This window comes from Sphingomonas aerolata, assembly GCF_003046295.1.
In the GTDB taxonomy this organism is placed as follows: domain Bacteria; phylum Pseudomonadota; class Alphaproteobacteria; order Sphingomonadales; family Sphingomonadaceae; genus Sphingomonas; species Sphingomonas aerolata.
In genome coordinates, this window is record NZ_PZZN01000003.1 from 898810 (window position 1) to 917014 (window position 18205).

At 64.8% G+C, this 18205-nt stretch carries 14 protein-coding genes; 7 read left to right on the forward strand and 7 right to left on the reverse strand.

Annotation, left to right across the window (positions count from 1 at the left end):
• Positions 1-4: 4 nt before the first annotated feature.
• The gene (locus C8J24_RS16515; RefSeq protein WP_167396795.1) at positions 5-1489 is read right to left on the reverse strand and encodes a carboxylesterase/lipase family protein; all 1485 of its coding nucleotides are present in this window, start codon (positions 1487-1489) and stop codon (positions 5-7) included.
• A 131-nt stretch (positions 1490-1620) separates the two neighbouring features.
• Positions 1621-2070: an NUDIX domain-containing protein gene (locus tag C8J24_RS16520; RefSeq protein ID WP_244180803.1), complete on the reverse strand. Its 450-nt coding sequence runs from the start codon at positions 2068-2070 to the stop codon at positions 1621-1623.
• A gap of 322 nt (positions 2071-2392) precedes the next feature.
• Between C8J24_RS16520 and C8J24_RS16525 the strand changes: the two genes are divergently transcribed.
• Both C8J24_RS16525 and C8J24_RS16530 read left to right on the forward strand, forming a co-directional pair.
• Entirely contained in the window at positions 2393-3565 is a 1173-nt protein-coding gene (locus C8J24_RS16525) for an alpha-hydroxy acid oxidase (RefSeq protein WP_107934078.1), read from the forward strand.
• Positions 3566-3951: 386 nt separating this feature from the next.
• The gene (locus tag C8J24_RS16530) at positions 3952-5799 is read left to right on the forward strand and encodes a M61 family metallopeptidase (RefSeq protein WP_107934080.1); all 1848 of its coding nucleotides are present in this window, start codon (positions 3952-3954) and stop codon (positions 5797-5799) included.
• 269 nt (positions 5800-6068) lie between these two features.
• On the opposite strand, the gene C8J24_RS16535 is transcribed toward C8J24_RS16530, so the two are convergent.
• The 4 genes from C8J24_RS16535 to C8J24_RS16550 all read right to left on the reverse strand — a co-directional run bounded on the left by C8J24_RS16535 (position 6069) and on the right by C8J24_RS16550 (position 7878).
• Positions 6069-6431, reverse strand: coding sequence for an ArsR/SmtB family transcription factor (locus tag C8J24_RS16535; RefSeq protein ID WP_208620980.1), 363 nt, complete (start codon positions 6429-6431; stop codon positions 6069-6071).
• The gene (locus C8J24_RS16540) at positions 6428-6895 is read right to left on the reverse strand and encodes an SRPBCC domain-containing protein (protein WP_107934083.1); all 468 of its coding nucleotides are present in this window, start codon (positions 6893-6895) and stop codon (positions 6428-6430) included. The genes C8J24_RS16535 and C8J24_RS16540 overlap by 4 nt, the downstream gene beginning before the upstream one ends.
• Positions 6896-6964: 69 nt before the next feature.
• Positions 6965-7204, reverse strand: coding sequence for a maltose acetyltransferase domain-containing protein (locus C8J24_RS16545; protein WP_107934085.1), 240 nt, complete (start codon positions 7202-7204; stop codon positions 6965-6967).
• On the reverse strand, positions 7204-7878 hold the full coding sequence (locus C8J24_RS16550) for a DUF1349 domain-containing protein (protein WP_208620981.1): 675 nt from the start codon (positions 7876-7878) through the stop codon (positions 7204-7206). The genes C8J24_RS16545 and C8J24_RS16550 overlap by 1 nt, the downstream gene beginning before the upstream one ends.
• Before the next feature lie 86 nt (positions 7879-7964).
• Here C8J24_RS16550 and C8J24_RS16555 point away from each other — a divergent pair, with 86 nt between their 5' ends.
• The gene (locus C8J24_RS16555) at positions 7965-8513 is read left to right on the forward strand and encodes a TetR/AcrR family transcriptional regulator (protein ID WP_107934090.1); all 549 of its coding nucleotides are present in this window, start codon (positions 7965-7967) and stop codon (positions 8511-8513) included.
• Positions 8514-8664: 151 nt separating this feature from the next.
• A complete protein-coding gene (locus C8J24_RS16560; protein WP_107934092.1) occupies positions 8665-9765 on the forward strand; it encodes an ATP-binding protein in 1101 nt (366 codons plus the stop codon).
• Between the two features lie 129 nt (positions 9766-9894).
• Here C8J24_RS16560 and C8J24_RS16565 read toward each other — a convergent pair whose 3' ends face one another.
• Positions 9895-12360, reverse strand: a complete 2466-nt coding sequence (locus C8J24_RS16565) for a zinc-dependent metalloprotease (protein WP_107934094.1) — start codon at positions 12358-12360, stop codon at positions 9895-9897.
• Positions 12361-12479: 119 nt separating this feature from the next.
• On the opposite strand from C8J24_RS16565, the gene C8J24_RS16570 reads away from it, so the two are divergent.
• The 3 genes from C8J24_RS16570 to C8J24_RS16580 all read left to right on the forward strand — a co-directional run bounded on the left by C8J24_RS16570 (position 12480) and on the right by C8J24_RS16580 (position 18038).
• Complete coding sequence (locus C8J24_RS16570; protein WP_056409979.1) at positions 12480-12974, forward strand: Lrp/AsnC family transcriptional regulator; 495 nt, start codon at positions 12480-12482, stop codon at positions 12972-12974.
• 260 nt (positions 12975-13234) lie between these two features.
• Positions 13235-16351: a TonB-dependent receptor plug domain-containing protein gene (locus C8J24_RS16575; protein ID WP_244180805.1), complete on the forward strand. Its 3117-nt coding sequence runs from the start codon at positions 13235-13237 to the stop codon at positions 16349-16351.
• A gap of 52 nt (positions 16352-16403) precedes the next feature.
• Positions 16404-18038 carry an amidohydrolase gene (locus C8J24_RS16580; RefSeq protein ID WP_244180807.1) on the forward strand — a complete coding sequence of 545 codons (1635 nt, stop codon included), beginning with the start codon at positions 16404-16406 and terminating at the stop codon, positions 18036-18038.
• Positions 18039-18205 lie beyond the last annotated feature (167 nt).

The window sequence follows — 18205 nt, forward strand, 5'->3', positions numbered from 1 at the left end:
TCCTTTACGGCAGATAGGGTGCGGCGGGCATGACGGGCTCATGCCGCGCCTCCTGCCGGACCAGCGAATAGACCTGGCGCGTCTCGGAATTGAACTCGGCCCAAGGCAGGCTGCCGTCCGTTGCGAACCGGATCCACAGCGCGTGCATCCGGTTGGCGAGGTCTTGCGGCGGGTTGGGTCCGCACAAGCCCTGCTCGCCGGTTGCGGTCGCCAGCGTATCGAACACGAACGGCAACTCCATCCCGTGCGACGCACCGAGTTGGCCGCCGAACATCGGCGAACGCCAGTCGAACTCGTACATGTGCGTGCGCCCTTGGTGCGCCTCAGCAAACCTGCGTGCGGGCCAGCGAAAGACGAGGTCGTTCATCGCGTCGGTCAACGCCTGGCCGGGCTTCCTGCCCTTCGCCCCGATACCATATGCCTTCAATAGCTTGCGGGCATGCGGTTGCGACTTGTGGAGGACATAGGTGGCCAGCAACCGCCCGATCTTGTCCCGCACGCCGGTCGGGACGAGGTACAGGTTCATCTCTTCCGCGTTGGTGCCGATCAGCAGGTCGACTTGCGCGCCCGCACCGTTCGCTAGCGCATCGAGCGGACGCTGCGGCAGCACGTCGTCGCCGTGGACGGGCACGAAGCGGCTGATCCCGAACACCGGTTCGTGCCCGCCTTCGTCGCGCAGATCGATCCTTGCGGTAGGCGCGGATACCGCCTCTACCGCGTCGATCAGCGCATCGTACGGCACGCTGCCAAAACCACTGACGTCGGGGGTGATCTTCAGGATCTTCGCCAGCTTCTTCACCAGACGCTGCATCACCGGCACCGAGCGCGTCATCCCGCCATGCCCGCTCTGAACGATCGCGCGCCGGAACAATCCCCTTGAGAGCGGGGATGCCATCAGGTCAGCGATCGCCATCGCGCCGGCGGATTCGCCGAACACCGTGACGTTGCCCGGGTCGCCGCCGAACTGGGTTATGCCGTCCCGTACCCACGTCAACGCCGCGATCATGTCGCGCAGGCCGAGGTTCGTCGGCACGCCCGGGATCGGCAGGAAGCCGTCCACCCCCATCCGATAGTTGATCGCGACGCAGATCACGCCGTCGCGCGCGAAGGTGCCGCCGTCCTGCACAGGCGCATCCTTGCTACCGATCACGAAGCCGCCGCCGTGGATGAACACCATCACCGGCAAGCCGGTCCGGTCGTCATCGGGGCGCCAGATATTCGCCGTCAGATATTCATCGCCCGACACCCAGCCTTTGCCGATCAGCGGTACGATATCGAGGCCGGGAAATGCCTTGGTCCGCTGCGGCGCGTTGGGTCCGGCCACCGTCGCGTCGCGCACCCCGGGCCACGGCGTGACCGGTTGTGGCGGCGCGAACCGGTTCGAACCCACCGGCGCCGCGGCGTAAGGCACGCCGAGGAACCGCAGAACACCGCCCGCAGCGTTTCCCTGCACGATACCGTCGGCGGTCGAGACCATAGGTTCGCTCACGATATTCTCTCCTTCGGATCCGCAGCAGCGGTCGGAGGCAAAGGTAGCAGCCGCGGGACGCCCGTCTCGAACTCAGGCTATGCCAATCGTTGTTTTGATCGTGCCGTACGGCGGGCCAGCAGCCGCCCGCATTACCAGGCTCCAGTTCCAGTCGCCCCCTGCCGGTATTCGGCGATGCGCCGTCGGGTCGCCGGGGACGTAGTTTCAGGCAGGTCGTCCACCGGGAACCAGTCAGCCTGTTCGATCTCTTGCAGATCAGCACGACCCAAGATCCTGCTTGCTGCCGTTCGCACGATAAAGATCACGATATGATCGTCCTTGCTCTCTCGGCAACTGTGATAGACGCCCAGCACCCGCTCGATCACCGGGTCGGCAATCGCCACTTCCTCGGCAAGCTCCCGCACAAGCGCGGCGGCGATACTTTCGCCCTTTTTCACGCCGCCGCCCGGAAGATACCATTGATCGACATAGGTATGCCGCACCAACGCGACCCTCTCGTCCGGATCCAGCAACACAGCGCGGACACCGATCGTGCGCGGCCGGCTGATCCGCCATACCAGCCTTGCTACCCTGCCGACCATCCGATGGTATATCCCCACGCGCTCGTTTCCCTGCCTGTAGTCGACGCTTGGCAGTGATATCCTAGAACAGGGCCGTACGCTCCAAATGCCAGCGGTGTGCACAGTCATGCAGCGGCCTTGCACAGGAATTGGTTTCGTCGCCTGCCCCGAATGCGCGCAGACTGCGACAGCTCTTCTGATATCCGGATCACGGGGACGACGCGTCGGGATTACGTCTGCTCGCCGTGCTTGCCATCCCGGACATCGGCGAGGGGCCGAGACGTGGGAGAGTGATGGTGAATCAGGGTGCGCAGCTGTTTGCGATCAAGACGCGGGCACGACCATGAGGCAGCTTCACCGGGCGAACAATGTTGCTGACCTGCGCCTCATGGCACGCAAACGGCTGCCTCGACCGATCTTCGACTATATTGACGGTGGCGCCGACGACGAAGTGTCGCTGCGCCGAAACGTCACCGCATTTTCAAACTACGAGCTGGTGCCGGACATACTGAACGACGTCTCTGCAGTCCGGACCGGCACGACGCTGTTCGGACAACCATCGCGCTGGCCACTGATGCTGGCGCCGACGGGGCTCACCCGGATGTTCCACGGCCATGCCGAACTGGCCGTCGCTCGCGCCGCTGCGCGTCACGGCATAGTGTACAGTCTGTCGACGATGGGAACGACGCGGCTGGAAGACCTTGCCCAGGCATTTGCCGGACCGAAGGTTTTCCAGATCTATATTTTCAAGGACCGCGGTCTGACCGCAGAGTTCGTCGCGCGTTGCCGGGATGCAGGCTTTCATGGGCTGGCGCTGACCGTCGACACGCCGGTCGCCGGCAACCGCGAGCGAGACAGGCGCAGCGGACTGTCCCTGCCGCCCAAGCTGACGCTGAAGTCGTTACTGAGTTTCGCGCGCCATCCGTCATGGTCGCTGCCCGCGCTGACAGGGTCCAAGTTCGATCTCGCGAACGTCAGCCGCAAGATCGACGCGCTCGCGTCGGGGCCGATGAGCCTGTTCGATTATATCGGCGGCCAGTTCGATCGGTCGGTCGGTTGGCGCGACGTCGAATGGCTCGCACGCGAGTGGAACGGGCCGCTCGCGATCAAGGGCGTGATGACACCCGAGGACGCGCGACGTTCGATCGCGTCGGGCGCGACCGGCGTGATGGTATCGAACCACGGCGGACGCCAGCTCGATGGAGCGCCCGCCCCGATCGACCAGATCGCAGCGGTACGCGACGCGGTTGGCGGTGGGCCGGACGTCATCTGCGACGGCGGCATCCGACGCGGCTCGGACGTGGCGAAGGCGTTGGCGCTCGGGGCAACCGCCTGTTCGATCGGGCGCCCCTATCTGTACGGCCTCGCAGCCGGCGGAGAAGCAGGCGTCGATCGCGCTCTGACATTGTTGACAGAAGAGTTCGAGCGCACATTGACGCTCGCCGGCGTGAACGATGCAGCAGCCCTGTCACGTGGCCATGTTCGGTCTCGGGAAAACCGGCGTGATATGGCGTAGCTCTCGACTTGAAAAAGATCGCCATGTTCGCCTGCGCTACTGGGCAGGCTCAACGATGCGTGTGTATCCGACGCCTGCCGCCTTGGCCGGATCCGATCTGTTTCTGCATAACTATACTCAAGAGACCAGCCTTGCGCCTTCATTTAACCAACCAAAGTTCGGGCTCTTGCTCCAATTTTCTCCCAAATCAGATTCGCCCCCAAGACCGGCCGTTCCGACGGCTTTCAGCGTCTCGCAACTCCGGACGCCCGTTCATATCCGTCACACGACTACGCGATAATCTCGGCTCTAAGTCTTTGCCGCCGTTCCTCCTCGGCTGGCGGGAGCATTGACAAGGTGAATGTCGATCGATCCTAGGTGCCGATAGACGATCCGGGGGACCAGCCATGAAGACGATTTTCGCGACCTGCACCGCCACGCTGGCGTTGCTTGCTGGCCCCGCGATTGCACAGAGCAAGGCGCCAGCGGCGACCCGGTACGAGATCGCTTTCCCCAACGCGGTCCATCATGAGGCACAGGTGACCGTCACCTGGCGCGACCTCGGACCGGCCCCCTTGCGCATCCAGATGTCGCGCTCCTCGCCCGGCCGCTACGCGATCCACGAATTCGCCAAGAACGTCTATTCGCTCGCCGCCAAGGATGGCCGCGGTCGCGCGCTCGCGATGACGCGGACCGACCCCTATGGCTGGACGATTCCCGGGCACGACGGGACGGTAAGCGTCACCTACACGCTGTTCGGCGATCACGGAGACGGCACATATGCGCAGATCGACGCGACCCACGCACATCTCAATATGCCCGCGACCTTTTTGTGGGCGGTCGGGCAAGACGCGCGCCCGATCAGCGTCCGGTTCGTGCCCTTCGACGCCAAGTGGAAGGTCGCGACCCAGCTCCAGCCGACCGGCGACCCCTACACCTTCGCCGCGCCCAACTTCCAATATTTCATGGACAGCCCCACCGAGCTGTCCAATTTCGATCTGCGCGAATGGCAGGTCGGAGAGGGACCGACGCGCGCCACGATCCGGCTCGCGGTTCATCACGACGGCTCGCCCGCCGACCTCGATCGCTTCGCCGCCAGCGCCAAAAAGGTCGTTGCGCAGCACATCGCGATGTGGGGCGAACACCCCGCCTACGACTTCGGCACCTACACCTTCATTGCCGACTATGTGCCGCAGATCAGCGGCGACGGCATGGAGCATCGCAACTCGACGATCATATCGCAGCCGCGTTCGTTCACCGCGGCGAATTTTGCGCAGATCGACACACTCAGCCATGAATTCTTCCACAGCTGGAACGTCGAGCGCATCCGCCCTGCCGAGCTCGAACCGTTCGACTTCACCCGCGCCAACCCGACCCCGTCGCTCTGGCTTGCGGAAGGGTTCACCCAATATTACGGGCCGCTGATGATCCGCCGAGCGGGCGAATCAGCGGTCGACGCGTATCTGCGCGGGGTCGGCTCTACCGTCAACGCGCTAACCACTGGCACCGCACGCCGTTACGGCGGTCCGCAGGAAATGAGCCTGCGGGCGCCGTTCGTCGATGCGGCAAAGTCGATCGACGCGACGAACCCCAACATCTTCGTGTCCTACTACACCTATGGCGCCGGCCTCGCGCTCGCCCTCGACCTGACATTGCGCCAGCGTTACCCGGGCATCACGCTCGACACGTTTATGCGCCACCTATGGCAGACCTTCGGCAAGCCCGAGCGCCCCTATACCCGCGCCGATCTGTCGCGCGCGCTGGGCGAGGTGACCAAGGATCCCGCCTTCGCGGACGCCTTCTTCAGGACCTCGGTCGATGCCGAGGCGCTCCCCGACTATGCCCCCCTGCTCGACCAGGCGGGTCTGAAGCTCCGTCCCGCCAACCCGACCGCCGCGTGGCTCGGCAACGTCCGCCTCAAGACTACCGGCAACGACGTCCGCGTCGACGGCGCGCCCGCCCCCGATACTCCGCTTTACCGCGCCGGCCTCGACAACGGCGACCAGATCGTCAGCCTAGGCGGGACGGTGATCACCAGCGATGCTGACGCGGCTGCGGCGCTTGGCCGTTACAAACCCGGCCAGACCGCCGACATCACCTACCGCCAACGCGGCCTCGACCGCCGCGCCACGCTGACCTTCGTCGCCGACCCCACTGTCGAGGTGGTCCGCTACGAAACCGCAGGGGTTAAACCAACCGCCCAACAACTCGCGTTTCGCGCCGCGTGGCTCGGGCCGGATGCAGTGGCCAACTAGGCAGGTTTGACCTTCAGGGTTTCAAATACGCTTAAGGCTGCCCCATGGATGTCCATGGGGATCGGCAGCGCATGACGACGGAGGAGAAAACTGTTGGGCTACTTAGAGGCCACGACGACCAGTTGCGGACGTTCGCGGGCTCGTTTTGGCTTCTCAACTTCGGCCGCGCGTTCATGTCGCAAAAGCGCCGATCCGAGCGGCTTGGTTTGGGGACATTCCCGCCGATTGCAGCGATAACCCGAACGACAGCTCTAGGCAGAAGCCGACGTTCAGGCGCAGTCTTCGTTGGAAACGATGCCGCTGATCAAATCATCAAGGCGGTTCAGCCGCTCGTTCCATTCCTGACGGTGATAGTCGATCCAATCCTGCAACGGCGCGAGCCCGGCAGGATCGAATTGACAGGTGCGCACCCGTCCAAGCTTGGTCGAGCTGGCGAGCTTGGCTTCCTCAAGCACGGCGAGGTGCTGGCCTATTGCTGTCTTGCTGATCGCCAATACCGCAGCGAGTTCCGAAACGCTCGCGGGCCGCTCCGCAAGATGACTCACCATGCGACGGCGATTGGCGTCACCGAGCGCATGAAACAGACGGTCGACCCTCGACGAGCGGACAGACTCTACGGCAGGCTGCATCATGCGGGGTGCAGTTCCGAAGCCATCGTGTCGAGCAGGAAGTCCCACCCCATCCGGCGCATTGCCGGGCCGTCGGCGCCTTCGAAATAGACCGCCTGGTGCGTCAGCAAGACCTCGCCCTTGTCGCCGAGCGGCGCAATTTCCACGGTGACCACGGCAGCAGATACGCGGGCGTGATCGACGTCGAGCGTTTGGAAGAACACGATCCGAGCGTTATCGACGATCTCAGCATAGGTTGAGGTCCAGCACAGCTGCTTTCCCGCGATAGGAGTGCCTGGCAGCATCCGGGCGGTGAGCTTCTCCTCACCGCCCGGACGAAAGTCGAAGCTGTAGGAAAGCGGCTCGTGTCCGGGACTGGCGGCGTACCACCTGCTCTTGCGGTCCTGAAAAGCGAAGGCGCCAAAAATCGCGGGCGGAGCGGCGTCGCAGGTTTTGCGGATTTTGAAGGTATCGTGCGTGATGGTCATCGACTCGCCCCTCAGTGAAGCTTTGACTTCACTAACTTTCAGGAGTCTTTTGGTCAAGTCTGTACTTCACTATTGCGCCCGCGACTGTTGGATCGGCGATGGCCACGGGAGTACCGAGGCGTCACCGGCACCGATGGTTGTCACGCACCGTTCAGGCGGGCAGGCCTTTTTCGCGATCACGATCGCTGTCGATGCGCGATTATAGCGGTCGAGCCGCCCAGCGGCGTTCGCCGCGTCCGCGACGAGTTCCGGAACGTCGGCGACATTGAGCTCGCCTGCCAGCATCCGCTCCTTCTGCGTCATCGCCATCAACTCAGGTCGTGGAGGTCCTTGCCCAACGGGGCTGTGATGCTCAGGTCTGAAAAATGCACTTCCAGTCCGGCACGTTCCGGCGTGCAGGCCATCGGTCCAACCTGATATTCACGGGCGATCGGAAAAGGCGCCAGTCTGACCAAAGGCCACGTCTTGCCGTCCGCCGAGACCTGCAACCGCAGGACGCCCTTGGCGACCGTCGCGCGCATCCAGAAATCCTGCGCGTCATGCTCGTAGGGGCCGGTTGCCCAGTCGGACTTGCCATCGGTCAGCACGCTGCTCAGCATCGCGCGCCCGTCGGACAGTTCGATCCCCGCCTTGACCCAGCGCCCTTCGTCGACCCGCACCATGATGCCGGCCTGATCGTAGAGTTTCTGATACTGGCCGCGAATGCGCAATTGGGCGGTGAACGCGGCAGGCGCGGTGAAGCCGAGGAAATGGCCGCTGTCACGGGTGAAGCCGTAATGCGTCTCGCGCCAGAAATCGCTGCCCTTGTCGGTGACGAGCGTCAGGTCTCCGCCGGGTGCGGCCTTCCAGGCCTTGGGCGCATTCAGCCAGCGACCGTCACGGCGCCCAAGCGCCGAGATTGCCGAGCCCTGCGCCGTTGCGACGCCAGCACTGCCCGCGATCGTCAGCGCCGCAGCACCACCGATCACCGCTCGCCTGCTCACCCGATCCTCCATCATAGCCGCTGCCTTCCAATCACCCTCAATGTTATGTACATATGTACACATTCCGAGATCGAGGTAAAGAGGCGATGACCCAACAGTCCCGGCGCAACGATCCGGCACGGCGGCAACGCATTATCGATGCGACGCTTATAGTCATCGCGGATCTTGGAACCGCGGCAACGACCCATCGCCGTATCGCCGAGGCAGCGCAGGTGCCGCTCGGCTCGGTCACCTATTATTTTGCGACGCTGGAGGACCTGCTCACGGCGGCCTTCCTGCAACTGGCGGCGGAATCCTCTGCGGCGTTCCGCGCGCGCCTGGAGTCCGCGACGAACCGCGCAGAGGCGTGTACGGCAGTCATCGACATCATCGCGAACCAGGTCTGGGCGGAACCGCGCACGTTGTTATTGAGCTACGAACTCTACGCCTTCGCGGCCCGGCACCCACCGGTCAGCGCGGTCATGCAACATTGGATGGACAGCAGCCGAGGCGCCCTGGGCCGCTTCTTCGACCCGCTCACGGCGCGCGCGCTCGACGCGCTGATCGAGGGTATCGGCATCCACAATTCGATCGATCGCGCCCCCCTAGAGCGCGATGCGATCAGGACCATCGTCCAGCGGATTGCCGGGTGTTAGCCGGTCCGATCCATCAGGGCACCCCAGCGCAAATGGCGCCACGGTCAGGGTCAAGCCGATTCATGAGGCATCACTGCCGCATGACCGCATTCGGTGCCCCTTTCACGGGCGCGCCGCTCCGGGCTAAGGCGCGCTGCGCAGGAGAGTATTCATGAAAACAGCGCCGGTCGCCCTTCTCTACCAAGCGCTTCCACCACCGCTGATCGACGGACTGCGAAAGGACGCGAAGCCGGGCGGATATTCTGATGGCGGCGCCGACATTGCTTTCGCATTGCGGACGGCTGGGGTGAATGTGGTCACGCCCACTTCCTCGCCAAACCCGTCTAGGGCGCTCGACTGGGTATTCCCGGACACGGCCGAGGGCATCCGTAGCGCAGGCGCAGCCGGCGCATCGGTCCTGTGGGCGAACACGGTCCTGTTCGGAGGACATCCGCTCGAGACGGCGATGGTCGACTTCGACATCGTCGGGCAGCTTCCTGCGGCGATGCAGGCGTTCGACGACAAGTTCGAGACCAACCACTTCCTTGCCGAGGCTGGCCTGCCGGTAGCAGGATCGTTTCTGCTGTCCGGCACGGCGAAGGAGAACGTCTGCGCACTGGCCGATGTCGAGCACGCGTGCGCGTCCCGCGGCATGTCCTTTCCGATGATCGTCAAGCCGGTGCGTGGCCGTGGTAGCCAGGGCGTAACCCTGGTGGAGAGCCTCGATGCCCTGCGCGATGCCGCGACTGCGTTGATCGCAGCCGCCACCTTCGGCGACATGCTGATGGTGGAAGAATTTCTCGATGGTGACGAGATGACCGTCACCCTCATGCCGCCCGCGTCCCCGCGCCCGGATGGTTCGCGGGCACCGGCGCACTGGGCCTTGCCGCCCGTGTACCGCTTCGATCAGCGCGGCGGAGTAGCCCCTTATAATGGCGACGTTCCGGTCACCGCCAACAGCATCGCAATCAGCCCCGGGCGGCTGCGCGATCCCGCGATCGTGGCGATGATCGACAGTTGCGTCTCGGCGGCCGCGCTGGTCGACGCGCGCACCGCGATCCGGATCGATTGCCGGGCCGATCGTGATGGCCTGTTCAAATTGTTCGACCTCAACATGAAACCCAACATGACGGGGCCGGGCCGCCCGGGGCGCGACGATCAGGATTGCCTCTCGGCCATCGCCGCCCGCGCCAACGGTTGGAGCTACGTGGATCTCTTGCAGGCGATGCTTGCTGCCAAATGGAGGCAGGAGCCGCCAGGAGAGCTTAGCTAGGAACGTCAGTTATGGGGCGGGAGTACCTGCCCATGCTTCCGGTCAGACCCACAAGCGGTCGTCCAAAGCGCTCGTTCCACCTCCCGACTTCCGACATTCGTTCATCTCGATCCGACGTGATCGGATCGCTCAATCATCGAACCAGCCCGTATCGCCCCCGATCGGCATGCCCGGCGGAATCGTCGGCACCGCACGACGTTTGTCGAGTTCGCGCGTCAGTCGGTCCTCGTCGGTCAGGAGCAGCGCGACGTGGCGGCTCCAGGCGCCATCCTCGTCGCTGCCGGCCTTCGCCAGTCGCGTCGCGATCCCGCGCAGCCGATCGCCGAGCAGCGCCGCGACGTCGGGCGACGTCGCATCGTCGCGGGCCGTGGCGGCCAGCGTCATGATCGTGCGATAGGCGATTCGGCGACCGACCGCGTCACGCCGTGCCGCGACGGTGGCGGCGATCAGCCGGTCGAGCAGCGTGTCGACGCCGGGCATTCCCGGGTCGCGGCGATGCTGTTCGTACACCCGCGCAAGCCGCGCCGGCGCCAGCAGCGAGTCCAGCGTCACCTGCGCGGCGACATCGGCTGCGATTAGCGGGTCGAACGCGGCGGCGCCCGCATTGCGGAACACTTCCTGATCGAACTGCACGTCGCTGCGTCCGTTCATCGGCGACGACAGGGGCATCACCAGCGTCGCGGGCACGGTCAGCACATCCGGCGAAAGCGTCGCCAGCAAGGCGGCGATCGCCGCGTCCTGCGTGGCGGCGGCAACCGGCGCGGCGGCCGGATGATTGTCGCCCGCGACCGCATAGGCATAGTCGATGCCGCCGACCAGCTTGCCCACCGCATCGATATCGTAGCGATGCAGCAGCCATACCGGCACGAACTTGCGCCGCAGATCGGACAGCGCCTCGCCACTGCGCAACACGCCGGGCCCGAACTGCGCGATCGCGATGCGGCGCACCGCCATCATGTGGTTGAGCGAGGCGACCGGATCGGGGCCGTCATCCCACATGCTGCCCCAGGGGCTCGGCGTATCCGACGCGCGGCCGTCGATGTCGGTGATGAAGCGGACGCCCTTCGCCTGGATCGCGAGCGCCTTGGCCCGCGCGGCCACGTCCGGATTGGTACCGGGTGCGGCATCGGCATACAGCCAGTCGACGGTGAAGTCGTCCCATACCCCCCCGCCCTTCGCATAGGCGTCCGACAGGTCGATGCGGCCATCGGTCAGCTTGATGCGCGGTCCGGGATAATCCATCACCGTCGTCCGGTCCTGTGTGCTGCCCGCGAAATTGTGCATGAAGCCGATCGCATGGCCGACCTCATGCGCGCCGAGCTGGCGGATCCTGTCGAGCGACGCCCTGACCGGATCATTGCCGCTGCCGCTGTTGGTCTGCGCGGCGCCGACCAGCCCCTCGAAAATCGCCATGTCCTGCCGCACGCGCAGCGCGCCGATCACGACATTGCCCTTGATGATCTCGCCGGTCCGCGGATCGACGATGCCGCCGCCATAGGACCAGCCGCGCGTCAGCCGGTTCGACCAGTTGACCATGCTGTACCGCACGTCGAGCGGATCGGCGCCGGCGGGCAGGATCTCCGCCCGGAACCCGTCGATCAGCCCGGCCTTGTCGAACGCCGTCGCCCAGTAGTTGACGCCCTCCAGCAACGCGGCGCGGATCGGCTCGGGCGCGGCGCGGTCGATGTAGAAGATGATCGGCTTCTTGACGCGGGAGCGGGCGGCGGCCGGATCGACCTTTTCCAGCCGGAACCGGTTGGCGAACTGCTGGACGACATCCTCGCCCAGCGGCGTCCCATAGTCGTAATATTGGTTACCCCCCGCCGCCGACCGGATGTCGAACTTGCGCGAGACGAAGCCGGGCGCAGGCAGCCGGACGAAGCTGTGGTGGACGGTGAAACCGATCTGCCGCGGCTCGGCGGCGATCCGCTCGACCTCGCGGCCCGGCGTGTCGGTCTGATAGGTCTGCAGCGCGTCGATCTCGATATTGTCGGGGAATACCTTCACCGAGCCGGCATCCGCGACGCTGAGCGCATCGACCAGGCGGAACCCCTTGCCCGCCGCCGATCCGCCACCCGCGCCGGCCATCGCCCAGCTCGCGTTCAGCGACTCAGTGATGCCCAGCGTGTCGCGCGTCAGGAACGGGGCGATGTCGACCGTCACGCCGCCATCGGCTTCGGTCGCGACGATGTCGAGCATCGCCATGATGCTCGTCGGAAAGCTGGTGCGCCCGCCCGCCGCGACGCCGTCGTCACCCGTTGCGCGGAACTGGTGGTTTTCGAACGTCACCGCGACCTTCTTGCCGATCCGCCGGAACGCGAGAATATGTTCGGGCCCCAGCATCCCGCGGTCGAGCCGCAGATTGGCCGAGCCGATACCCGTCCGGAGCGATGTCGCGTAGAGGAACCGTCCCGACGCTCCGTCCGCATCGGCGGCGGGCAGCGTGACGAGGATACGCCCCTCGGCCGGCAACGCCCTGACCGGCAGCAGCGCCGCCTGCGTCGCCGCCCGCACGACCTGCTGCGCCGCGACGGGTCCGCCCCCGCTCGCTGCGGCCACAAGCCCGACCGTCGTACCCCAGATGATCCCGCGCATCGCCTCGTCCCCCAATTGCTGCCATGCAGCAAACTAGCATGATCCAGGTTGCGGTATCCGGCGATATTGCGCAGTTTCGAAGCCTGGGTGACGAAATTCGGCAATAATCGGGGTGAATGATGCACGAAACCGAAAACAATCTTGTCGATCCTACCGATTACCGGCTTCTGCGCGAATTGATCCGCGATGGCCGCGCATCCGACGTCATGCTGGGCGAGCGCATCCATCTCTCGAGCACCGCGACCGCGCGGCGTCGCAAGATCCTGGAGGAGAACGGCGTCGTCGCGGGCTACACCGCGAAGCTGAACATGGCGAAGCTGGGGTTCAGCATTACCGCGATGGTGTCGATCGAACTCAGTTCGCAGGCCGAACACGTGCTGAACGAATTCGAATCCGCGGTGATCCTGTGCCCGTCGATGTCGTTCTGCAGCTTCGTGTCGGGCGAGGTCGACTTCATCATGATCGTCCATGTCCGGTCGTTCGAGGACTACGACCGTGTCTATCGCCGCGAACTGTCGATGCTGCCGCATGTCGCCCGAATCCGCAGCAGCTTCCTGATGCGCGAGGTCGCGCAGCGCTCGGTCGCGCCGGCGGCGGTCAACGATCAAAGGTGACGTTCAGCGCGCCGAAATCACAACTTAATAATATCCGACACGCCGTAAAGCATCAATGGTTGCTTAAAACGTCGCCGATTCCGCAAAAGTAACATAGATTTCATCTCCAGATTGCGAGGAAGCGGCAGGCGGCATCTGATAGTCTCCGGGTCGGAACAGGACCGGGATACCCGGCCATCGAGTCCAACAGGCAGGAACCAGCGAAAAATATAAACGAGGGGATATCTGGACGGCACCCGATCACCTGAAGGGGGCTCTCCATGACTGTTCTGTATGGCGCCGACGTTGGCGCCTTCTCGATGCGTGCCCGGCCGACTGCCCGCTTGAAATCCGCCAGCCTCGTCAGCGTGGGCGTGCTGGCGCTGAGCCTCGCCACGCAGACGGCTTCAGCCCGGACGGTTGCGGGCCCGCCCGATACGGCGCTCCAGACCGAACGTGGCCCGGCCAAGTCCGCCCCGACGGATCAGGAGACGACGAACGTCCCGGGCGGCAAGCCCGAACTCGCGACCGATCCCGTCACCGGCGACGTCGTACCCGGGGACGACACGATCGTCGTCACGGGATCGCGGATCGAACGCGACGGCTATAGCGCCCCCACCCCCGTCAGCGTCATCACGGCCAAGGAACTCAAGGCGGAAGCGCCCGCCAACATCTCCGATTTCGTCAACACGCTGCCCGCGGTGCGCGGCAGTGGCACCTCGGCGAGCAGCAACGGCTCGCTCAGCAACGGTGCCGCCGGCATCAACTCGGTCAATCTGCGCAACCTCGGCGCGAACCGCACGCTCGTGCTCTTCGACGGCCAGCGCTCGGTCGCCTCGACCACCACCGGCCAGGTCGACGTCAACACCTTTCCCCAGGCGCTGATCGAGCGGGTCGAGGTCGTGACCGGCGGCGCCTCGTCCGCTTATGGCTCGGACGCGGTGTCGGGTGTTATCAACTTCATCCTCGACCGCGACTATACCGGTTTCAAGATGGAGTATGAGCACGGCGTCACCACCTATGGCGACGCGCCGAACCACAAGGTGACGGCGACCGGCGGCAAGGCGTTCGCGGAAGGGCGCGGCCATCTGATCGTGTCGGGCGAGCATTTCTCGCAAAAGGGCATCCAGACGATCGACCGCGACTGGAACGACAGCGGGTATTTCCTTGCCAACAACCCTGCCTATTCCGCGGCACGGTGCACCGATGCCGCGTCGCTGAACACGCCCTGCGTCAATGAATTCCTGATCGCATCGGGGATCGGCACGGGCCAGTTCACGCCGGGCGGGCTCGTCAGCACCGGCCCGTTGCGCGGCACCTATTTCGGCTCGGTCGATCCCGCGACCGGCAAGGCAAGCGTCAACCAGCTGAACTTCGGCGCCACCAGCGGCCAGTGGATGGTCGGCGGCGACACCGACATCACCACCGCCGGGCATCGCAGCAGCGCGACGTTGCAGCCCGAGGAAAAGCGCAGCAGCGTGTTCGGCCGGCTGAGCTACGAGGTCTCGCCGCTGGTCGAACTCTACGGCCAGTTCTCGTACAGCAACTATCGCGGCCAGAGCTATTATCAGCAGACGCCGACCACCGGCGTGACGATCCAGCGCGACAACGCCTATCTGCCCGATGCGACGCGCGCGGCGATGGCGGCGAACAACCTCAGTTCGATTCAGATCGGCACCAGCAACATCTTCCTGCCGCCGCAGGGCAGCGACAATGAGCGGCAGGTGTTCCGCTACGTCGCCGGCGCCGACGGGGCCTTCTCGACCGGCACGATCGACTGGAAATGGGGCGGCTATTACCAGCTGGGCAAGACGAAGACGAACGAGCGGCTGACCAACGCCTGGAACGTCTCGCGGATGGCGGCGGCGACCGACGCGGTCGTTGCCGTAGCGGGCAACAGCGGCGGCTACGCTCCCGGCACAATCGTGTGCCGGATCAATGTCGATGCGAATGCGGGCAACAACGACCCGTCCTGCGCGCCGCTCAACCGGCTCGGCACGAACGGCGCCTCGCCCGAGGCGATCGCCTATGTCCTCTACAATGGCCGCCAGCCGCTGCGCAAACAGAGGCTGAAGCAGGAAGTCGCGGCGATCAACTTTTCGACCAACAGCCTGGTCGATCTCTGGGCAGGCCCGATCTCGGTGGCGTTCGGCGCGGAATCCCGCAAGGAATCGGTCACCGGATCGGTCGACCAGCTCTATCAGCCGATCGTCGCCAACGGCGTCACCACCGGCACCTGGATCTACGGCAACTACCTGCCGACCAGGGGCCGGTACACCGTCAAGGAAGCCTATCTCGAATCGGTCATCCCGATCTTCAAGGGCATGGATTTCAACGGCGCCTTCCGCTTCACCGACTATTCGACCTCGGGCACCGTCGAGACGTGGAAGACCGGCCTGACCTGGCAGGTCATCCCGGACATCAAGCTGCGCGGCACGATCTCGCGCGATATCCGTGCGCCCAATCTCAGCGAGCTGTTCGCGCCCGGCACGGGTCGCACCAACACCGTCAACGTGCCGCAGGTCAACGGCAGCATCGCTGCCAACCAGTTCAACGAATCCACCGTCGGCAATCCCGACCTGCGCCCCGAAATCGCCAAGACCTATGGCGCAGGCGTGGTGCTGACGCCGACCTTCCTGCCGGGCTTTGCCGCCTCGGTGGATTATTACGACATCAAGCTCGACGGGGCGATCGACTCGCTGCTCGCGCAGACGATCGTCGACCAATGCTATCAGCAGGCGATTGCCGATGCGTGTTCGTTCATCTCGACCACCGGCGGCCGCGGCGTCACGACCTTGGGCCTGCCGGTGACCAGCATCGAGGTGAAGCCGACCAACTTCGTCAGCGTAAAGACGCGCGGCATCGATATCGAATCCAGCTATCGTCGGCAGGTCGGGCCCGGCACGATGACGCTGCGCGCACTGGCCAGCTATGCGTTCGAACTGACCAGCAATAACGGCGTGACCGCGACCACCGATCTGGCCGGCCAGAATACCGGTGGCCTGCCCGACTGGACCTATCGTTTCACCGCCGGCTACGATCTCGATTCCGGGTTCAGCGTCCAGGGCATCGCCCGCGGCGTCAGCGGCGGGGTCTACAATAACAACTACGACGTCTGCTCCACCGACTGCCCGCTCTCGACCGCCGATTACCGCACGGTCAACATGAACCGGATCGACGGGCAGTTCTTCTACGACGTGAACGCAAGCTACGCGTTCGAGACCGGCGGCGCGAAGGCACAGGTCTTCCTGTCGATCCGCAACGTGCTGAACAGCGATCCGGTGCTCGTCGCCAACGGGCCGACCGGCAACAACACGCCCGCTTATCCACAGACCAATCGCGCGCTCTACGACGTGCTCGGCCGCGTGTTCCGGATGGGCGTGCGGATTGGCCTCTGAGGGCACGCGCCCTCTCCCACCCCTACGACATCACCGTTCAGGAGATAACGACATGGCCGATACCCGCCCGATGATTACCGCGCTGATCGCCGCCGCCCTGTGCAGCACCGCCGCGACCGCCGAACCCGCCCCGATCCAGGCCTCCACCGCCGCAACAGGCATCGATCGCGACGCCTTGAAGAAACAGGCGGTCGCCGATGTCGAGGCGCATGCCAGGCTGATCCAGCAGATGGTGGATTCGCTGTTCAGTTTCGCCGAACCGGGCTTCCAGGAATTCCAGACGATGGACTATCTGACCGGCATCCTGAAGAAGGAGGGCTTCACCATCACCCGCGGCGTCGCCGGCATCCCCACCGCCTGGACCGCGACCTGGGGCACCGGCGGACCGCTGGTCGCGCTCGGCAGCGACGTCGACGGATTGCTCGGCCTGTCGCAATATCCCGGCTCGCCGACGCTCAAGCCGATGATCGCGGGCGCACCGGGCCATGGCGAAGGGCATAATTCGGGCATGCCGATGATGATCGCCGCCGCGATCGCGGCAAAGGACGTGATGGTGAAGAACAGGATCCCCGGCCGGCTGATGCTGTGGCCCGGGGTCGCCGAGGAACTGCTCGCGACCAAGGCCTGGTATGTCCGCGAAGGCCTGTTCAAGGGCGTGGACATGTCGATCTTCGCGCATGTCAGCAGCGATTTCAGCACCGGCTGGGGCAATAGCGGTAACAACGCGCTGGTGTCCGCCGAATACACCTTCCACGGCAAGACCGCGCATGCGGCGGGGATGCCGTGGGAGGGGCGCAGCGCGCTCGACGGAGTCGAGGTGATGGACGTCGCCTGGAACATGCGCCGCGAGCATTTGCCCGTCACGCAGCGCTCGCACTATGTGATCACCAATGGCGGCGGACAGCCCAACATCGTCCCCGACCTCGCCAGCGTCTGGTATTATTTCCGCGACCTGGATTTCGGCAGCGTCCGCGACCTCTACACGACCGGCAACGAGATCGCCGATGCGGCCGCCAAGGCGACGGGCACCACCGTCGAACACAAGCTGCTCGGCTATGCCGCGCCCAATTACGGCAACAAGCCGCTGGCGGAGGCCGCCTATGCCAATATCAGCGCGGTCGGCATGCCGAGCTGGAGCGCCGATGACCAGGCCTTCGCCAGGACGGTGCAGCAGACCAACAAGCGAACCGTCAAGCCGCTGCCCACCACGGTCGCCGAACTGTCGACGCCGGCCAACCGCGAACGCTCGCTTGGCGGCGGATCGGACGATATCGGCGACATCATGTGGACCGTGCCGACGATCACGGTGCGCTATCCCTCCAACATCCCCAGCATGATCGGCCACAACGTGCTGTCGGCGATCGCGATGGCTACGCCGATCGCGCACAAAGGCGCGGTGGCGGGCGCAAAGGCGGTGTCGATGACCGTGCTCGACATCATGACGACGCCGCAGCTCGTCACCGACGCCAAGGCGTTCCAGCAGACCGTGCAGTTCAAGGACCAGAAATACGACCCCGTCGTCACCGCCAACGACCCGCCCGCCATCCATCTGAACACGGAGATCATGGAGCGGATGCGCCCGGCGATGAAGAAATTCTATTACGACCCGGCCAAATACCCGACCTATCTCGATCAGCTCGGCATCAAGTATCCGGCGCTCGCGGCTCCGGTACCGACGTCCGACTGACGACCGTTACCAGGCTCGGGGCGATGGTGACGGCGCAAGCTGCTCTGTCACCATCGTCTTCCCAATGAGCAGACACTGCCGGGCGATGTTGGCCGCCACGTATTCTACCAGATCCTCGCCGCGACAAATGCATGCCTTGCCACGTCGATCGCACGCGCGGCCAAGTT

Bases quoted from the DNA above. Each gene is read 5' to 3' on its own strand.
- C8J24_RS16535 (WP_208620980.1), bottom strand. From the start codon at position 6,431: ATGATGCAGCCTGCCGTAGAGTCTGTCCGCTCGTCGAGGGTCGACCGT.
- C8J24_RS16530 (WP_107934080.1), top strand. From the start codon at position 3,952: ATGAAGACGATTTTCGCGACCTGCACCGCCACGCTGGCGTTGCTTGCT.
- C8J24_RS16555 (WP_107934090.1), top strand. From the start codon at position 7,965: ATGACCCAACAGTCCCGGCGCAACGATCCGGCACGGCGGCAACGCATT.
- C8J24_RS16520 (WP_244180803.1), bottom strand. From the start codon at position 2,070: ATGGTCGGCAGGGTAGCAAGGCTGGTATGGCGGATCAGCCGGCCGCGC.
- C8J24_RS16540 (WP_107934083.1), bottom strand. From the start codon at position 6,895: ATGACCATCACGCACGATACCTTCAAAATCCGCAAAACCTGCGACGCC.
- C8J24_RS16575 (WP_244180805.1), top strand. From the start codon at position 13,235: ATGACTGTTCTGTATGGCGCCGACGTTGGCGCCTTCTCGATGCGTGCC.
- C8J24_RS16545 (WP_107934085.1), bottom strand. From the start codon at position 7,204: ATGGCGATGACGCAGAAGGAGCGGATGCTGGCAGGCGAGCTCAATGTC.
- C8J24_RS16560 (WP_107934092.1), top strand. From the start codon at position 8,665: ATGAAAACAGCGCCGGTCGCCCTTCTCTACCAAGCGCTTCCACCACCG.
- C8J24_RS16565 (WP_107934094.1), bottom strand. From the start codon at position 12,360: ATGCGCGGGATCATCTGGGGTACGACGGTCGGGCTTGTGGCCGCAGCG.
- C8J24_RS16570 (WP_056409979.1), top strand. From the start codon at position 12,480: ATGCACGAAACCGAAAACAATCTTGTCGATCCTACCGATTACCGGCTT.
- C8J24_RS16580 (WP_244180807.1), top strand. From the start codon at position 16,404: ATGGCCGATACCCGCCCGATGATTACCGCGCTGATCGCCGCCGCCCTG.
- C8J24_RS16525 (WP_107934078.1), top strand. From the start codon at position 2,393: ATGAGGCAGCTTCACCGGGCGAACAATGTTGCTGACCTGCGCCTCATG.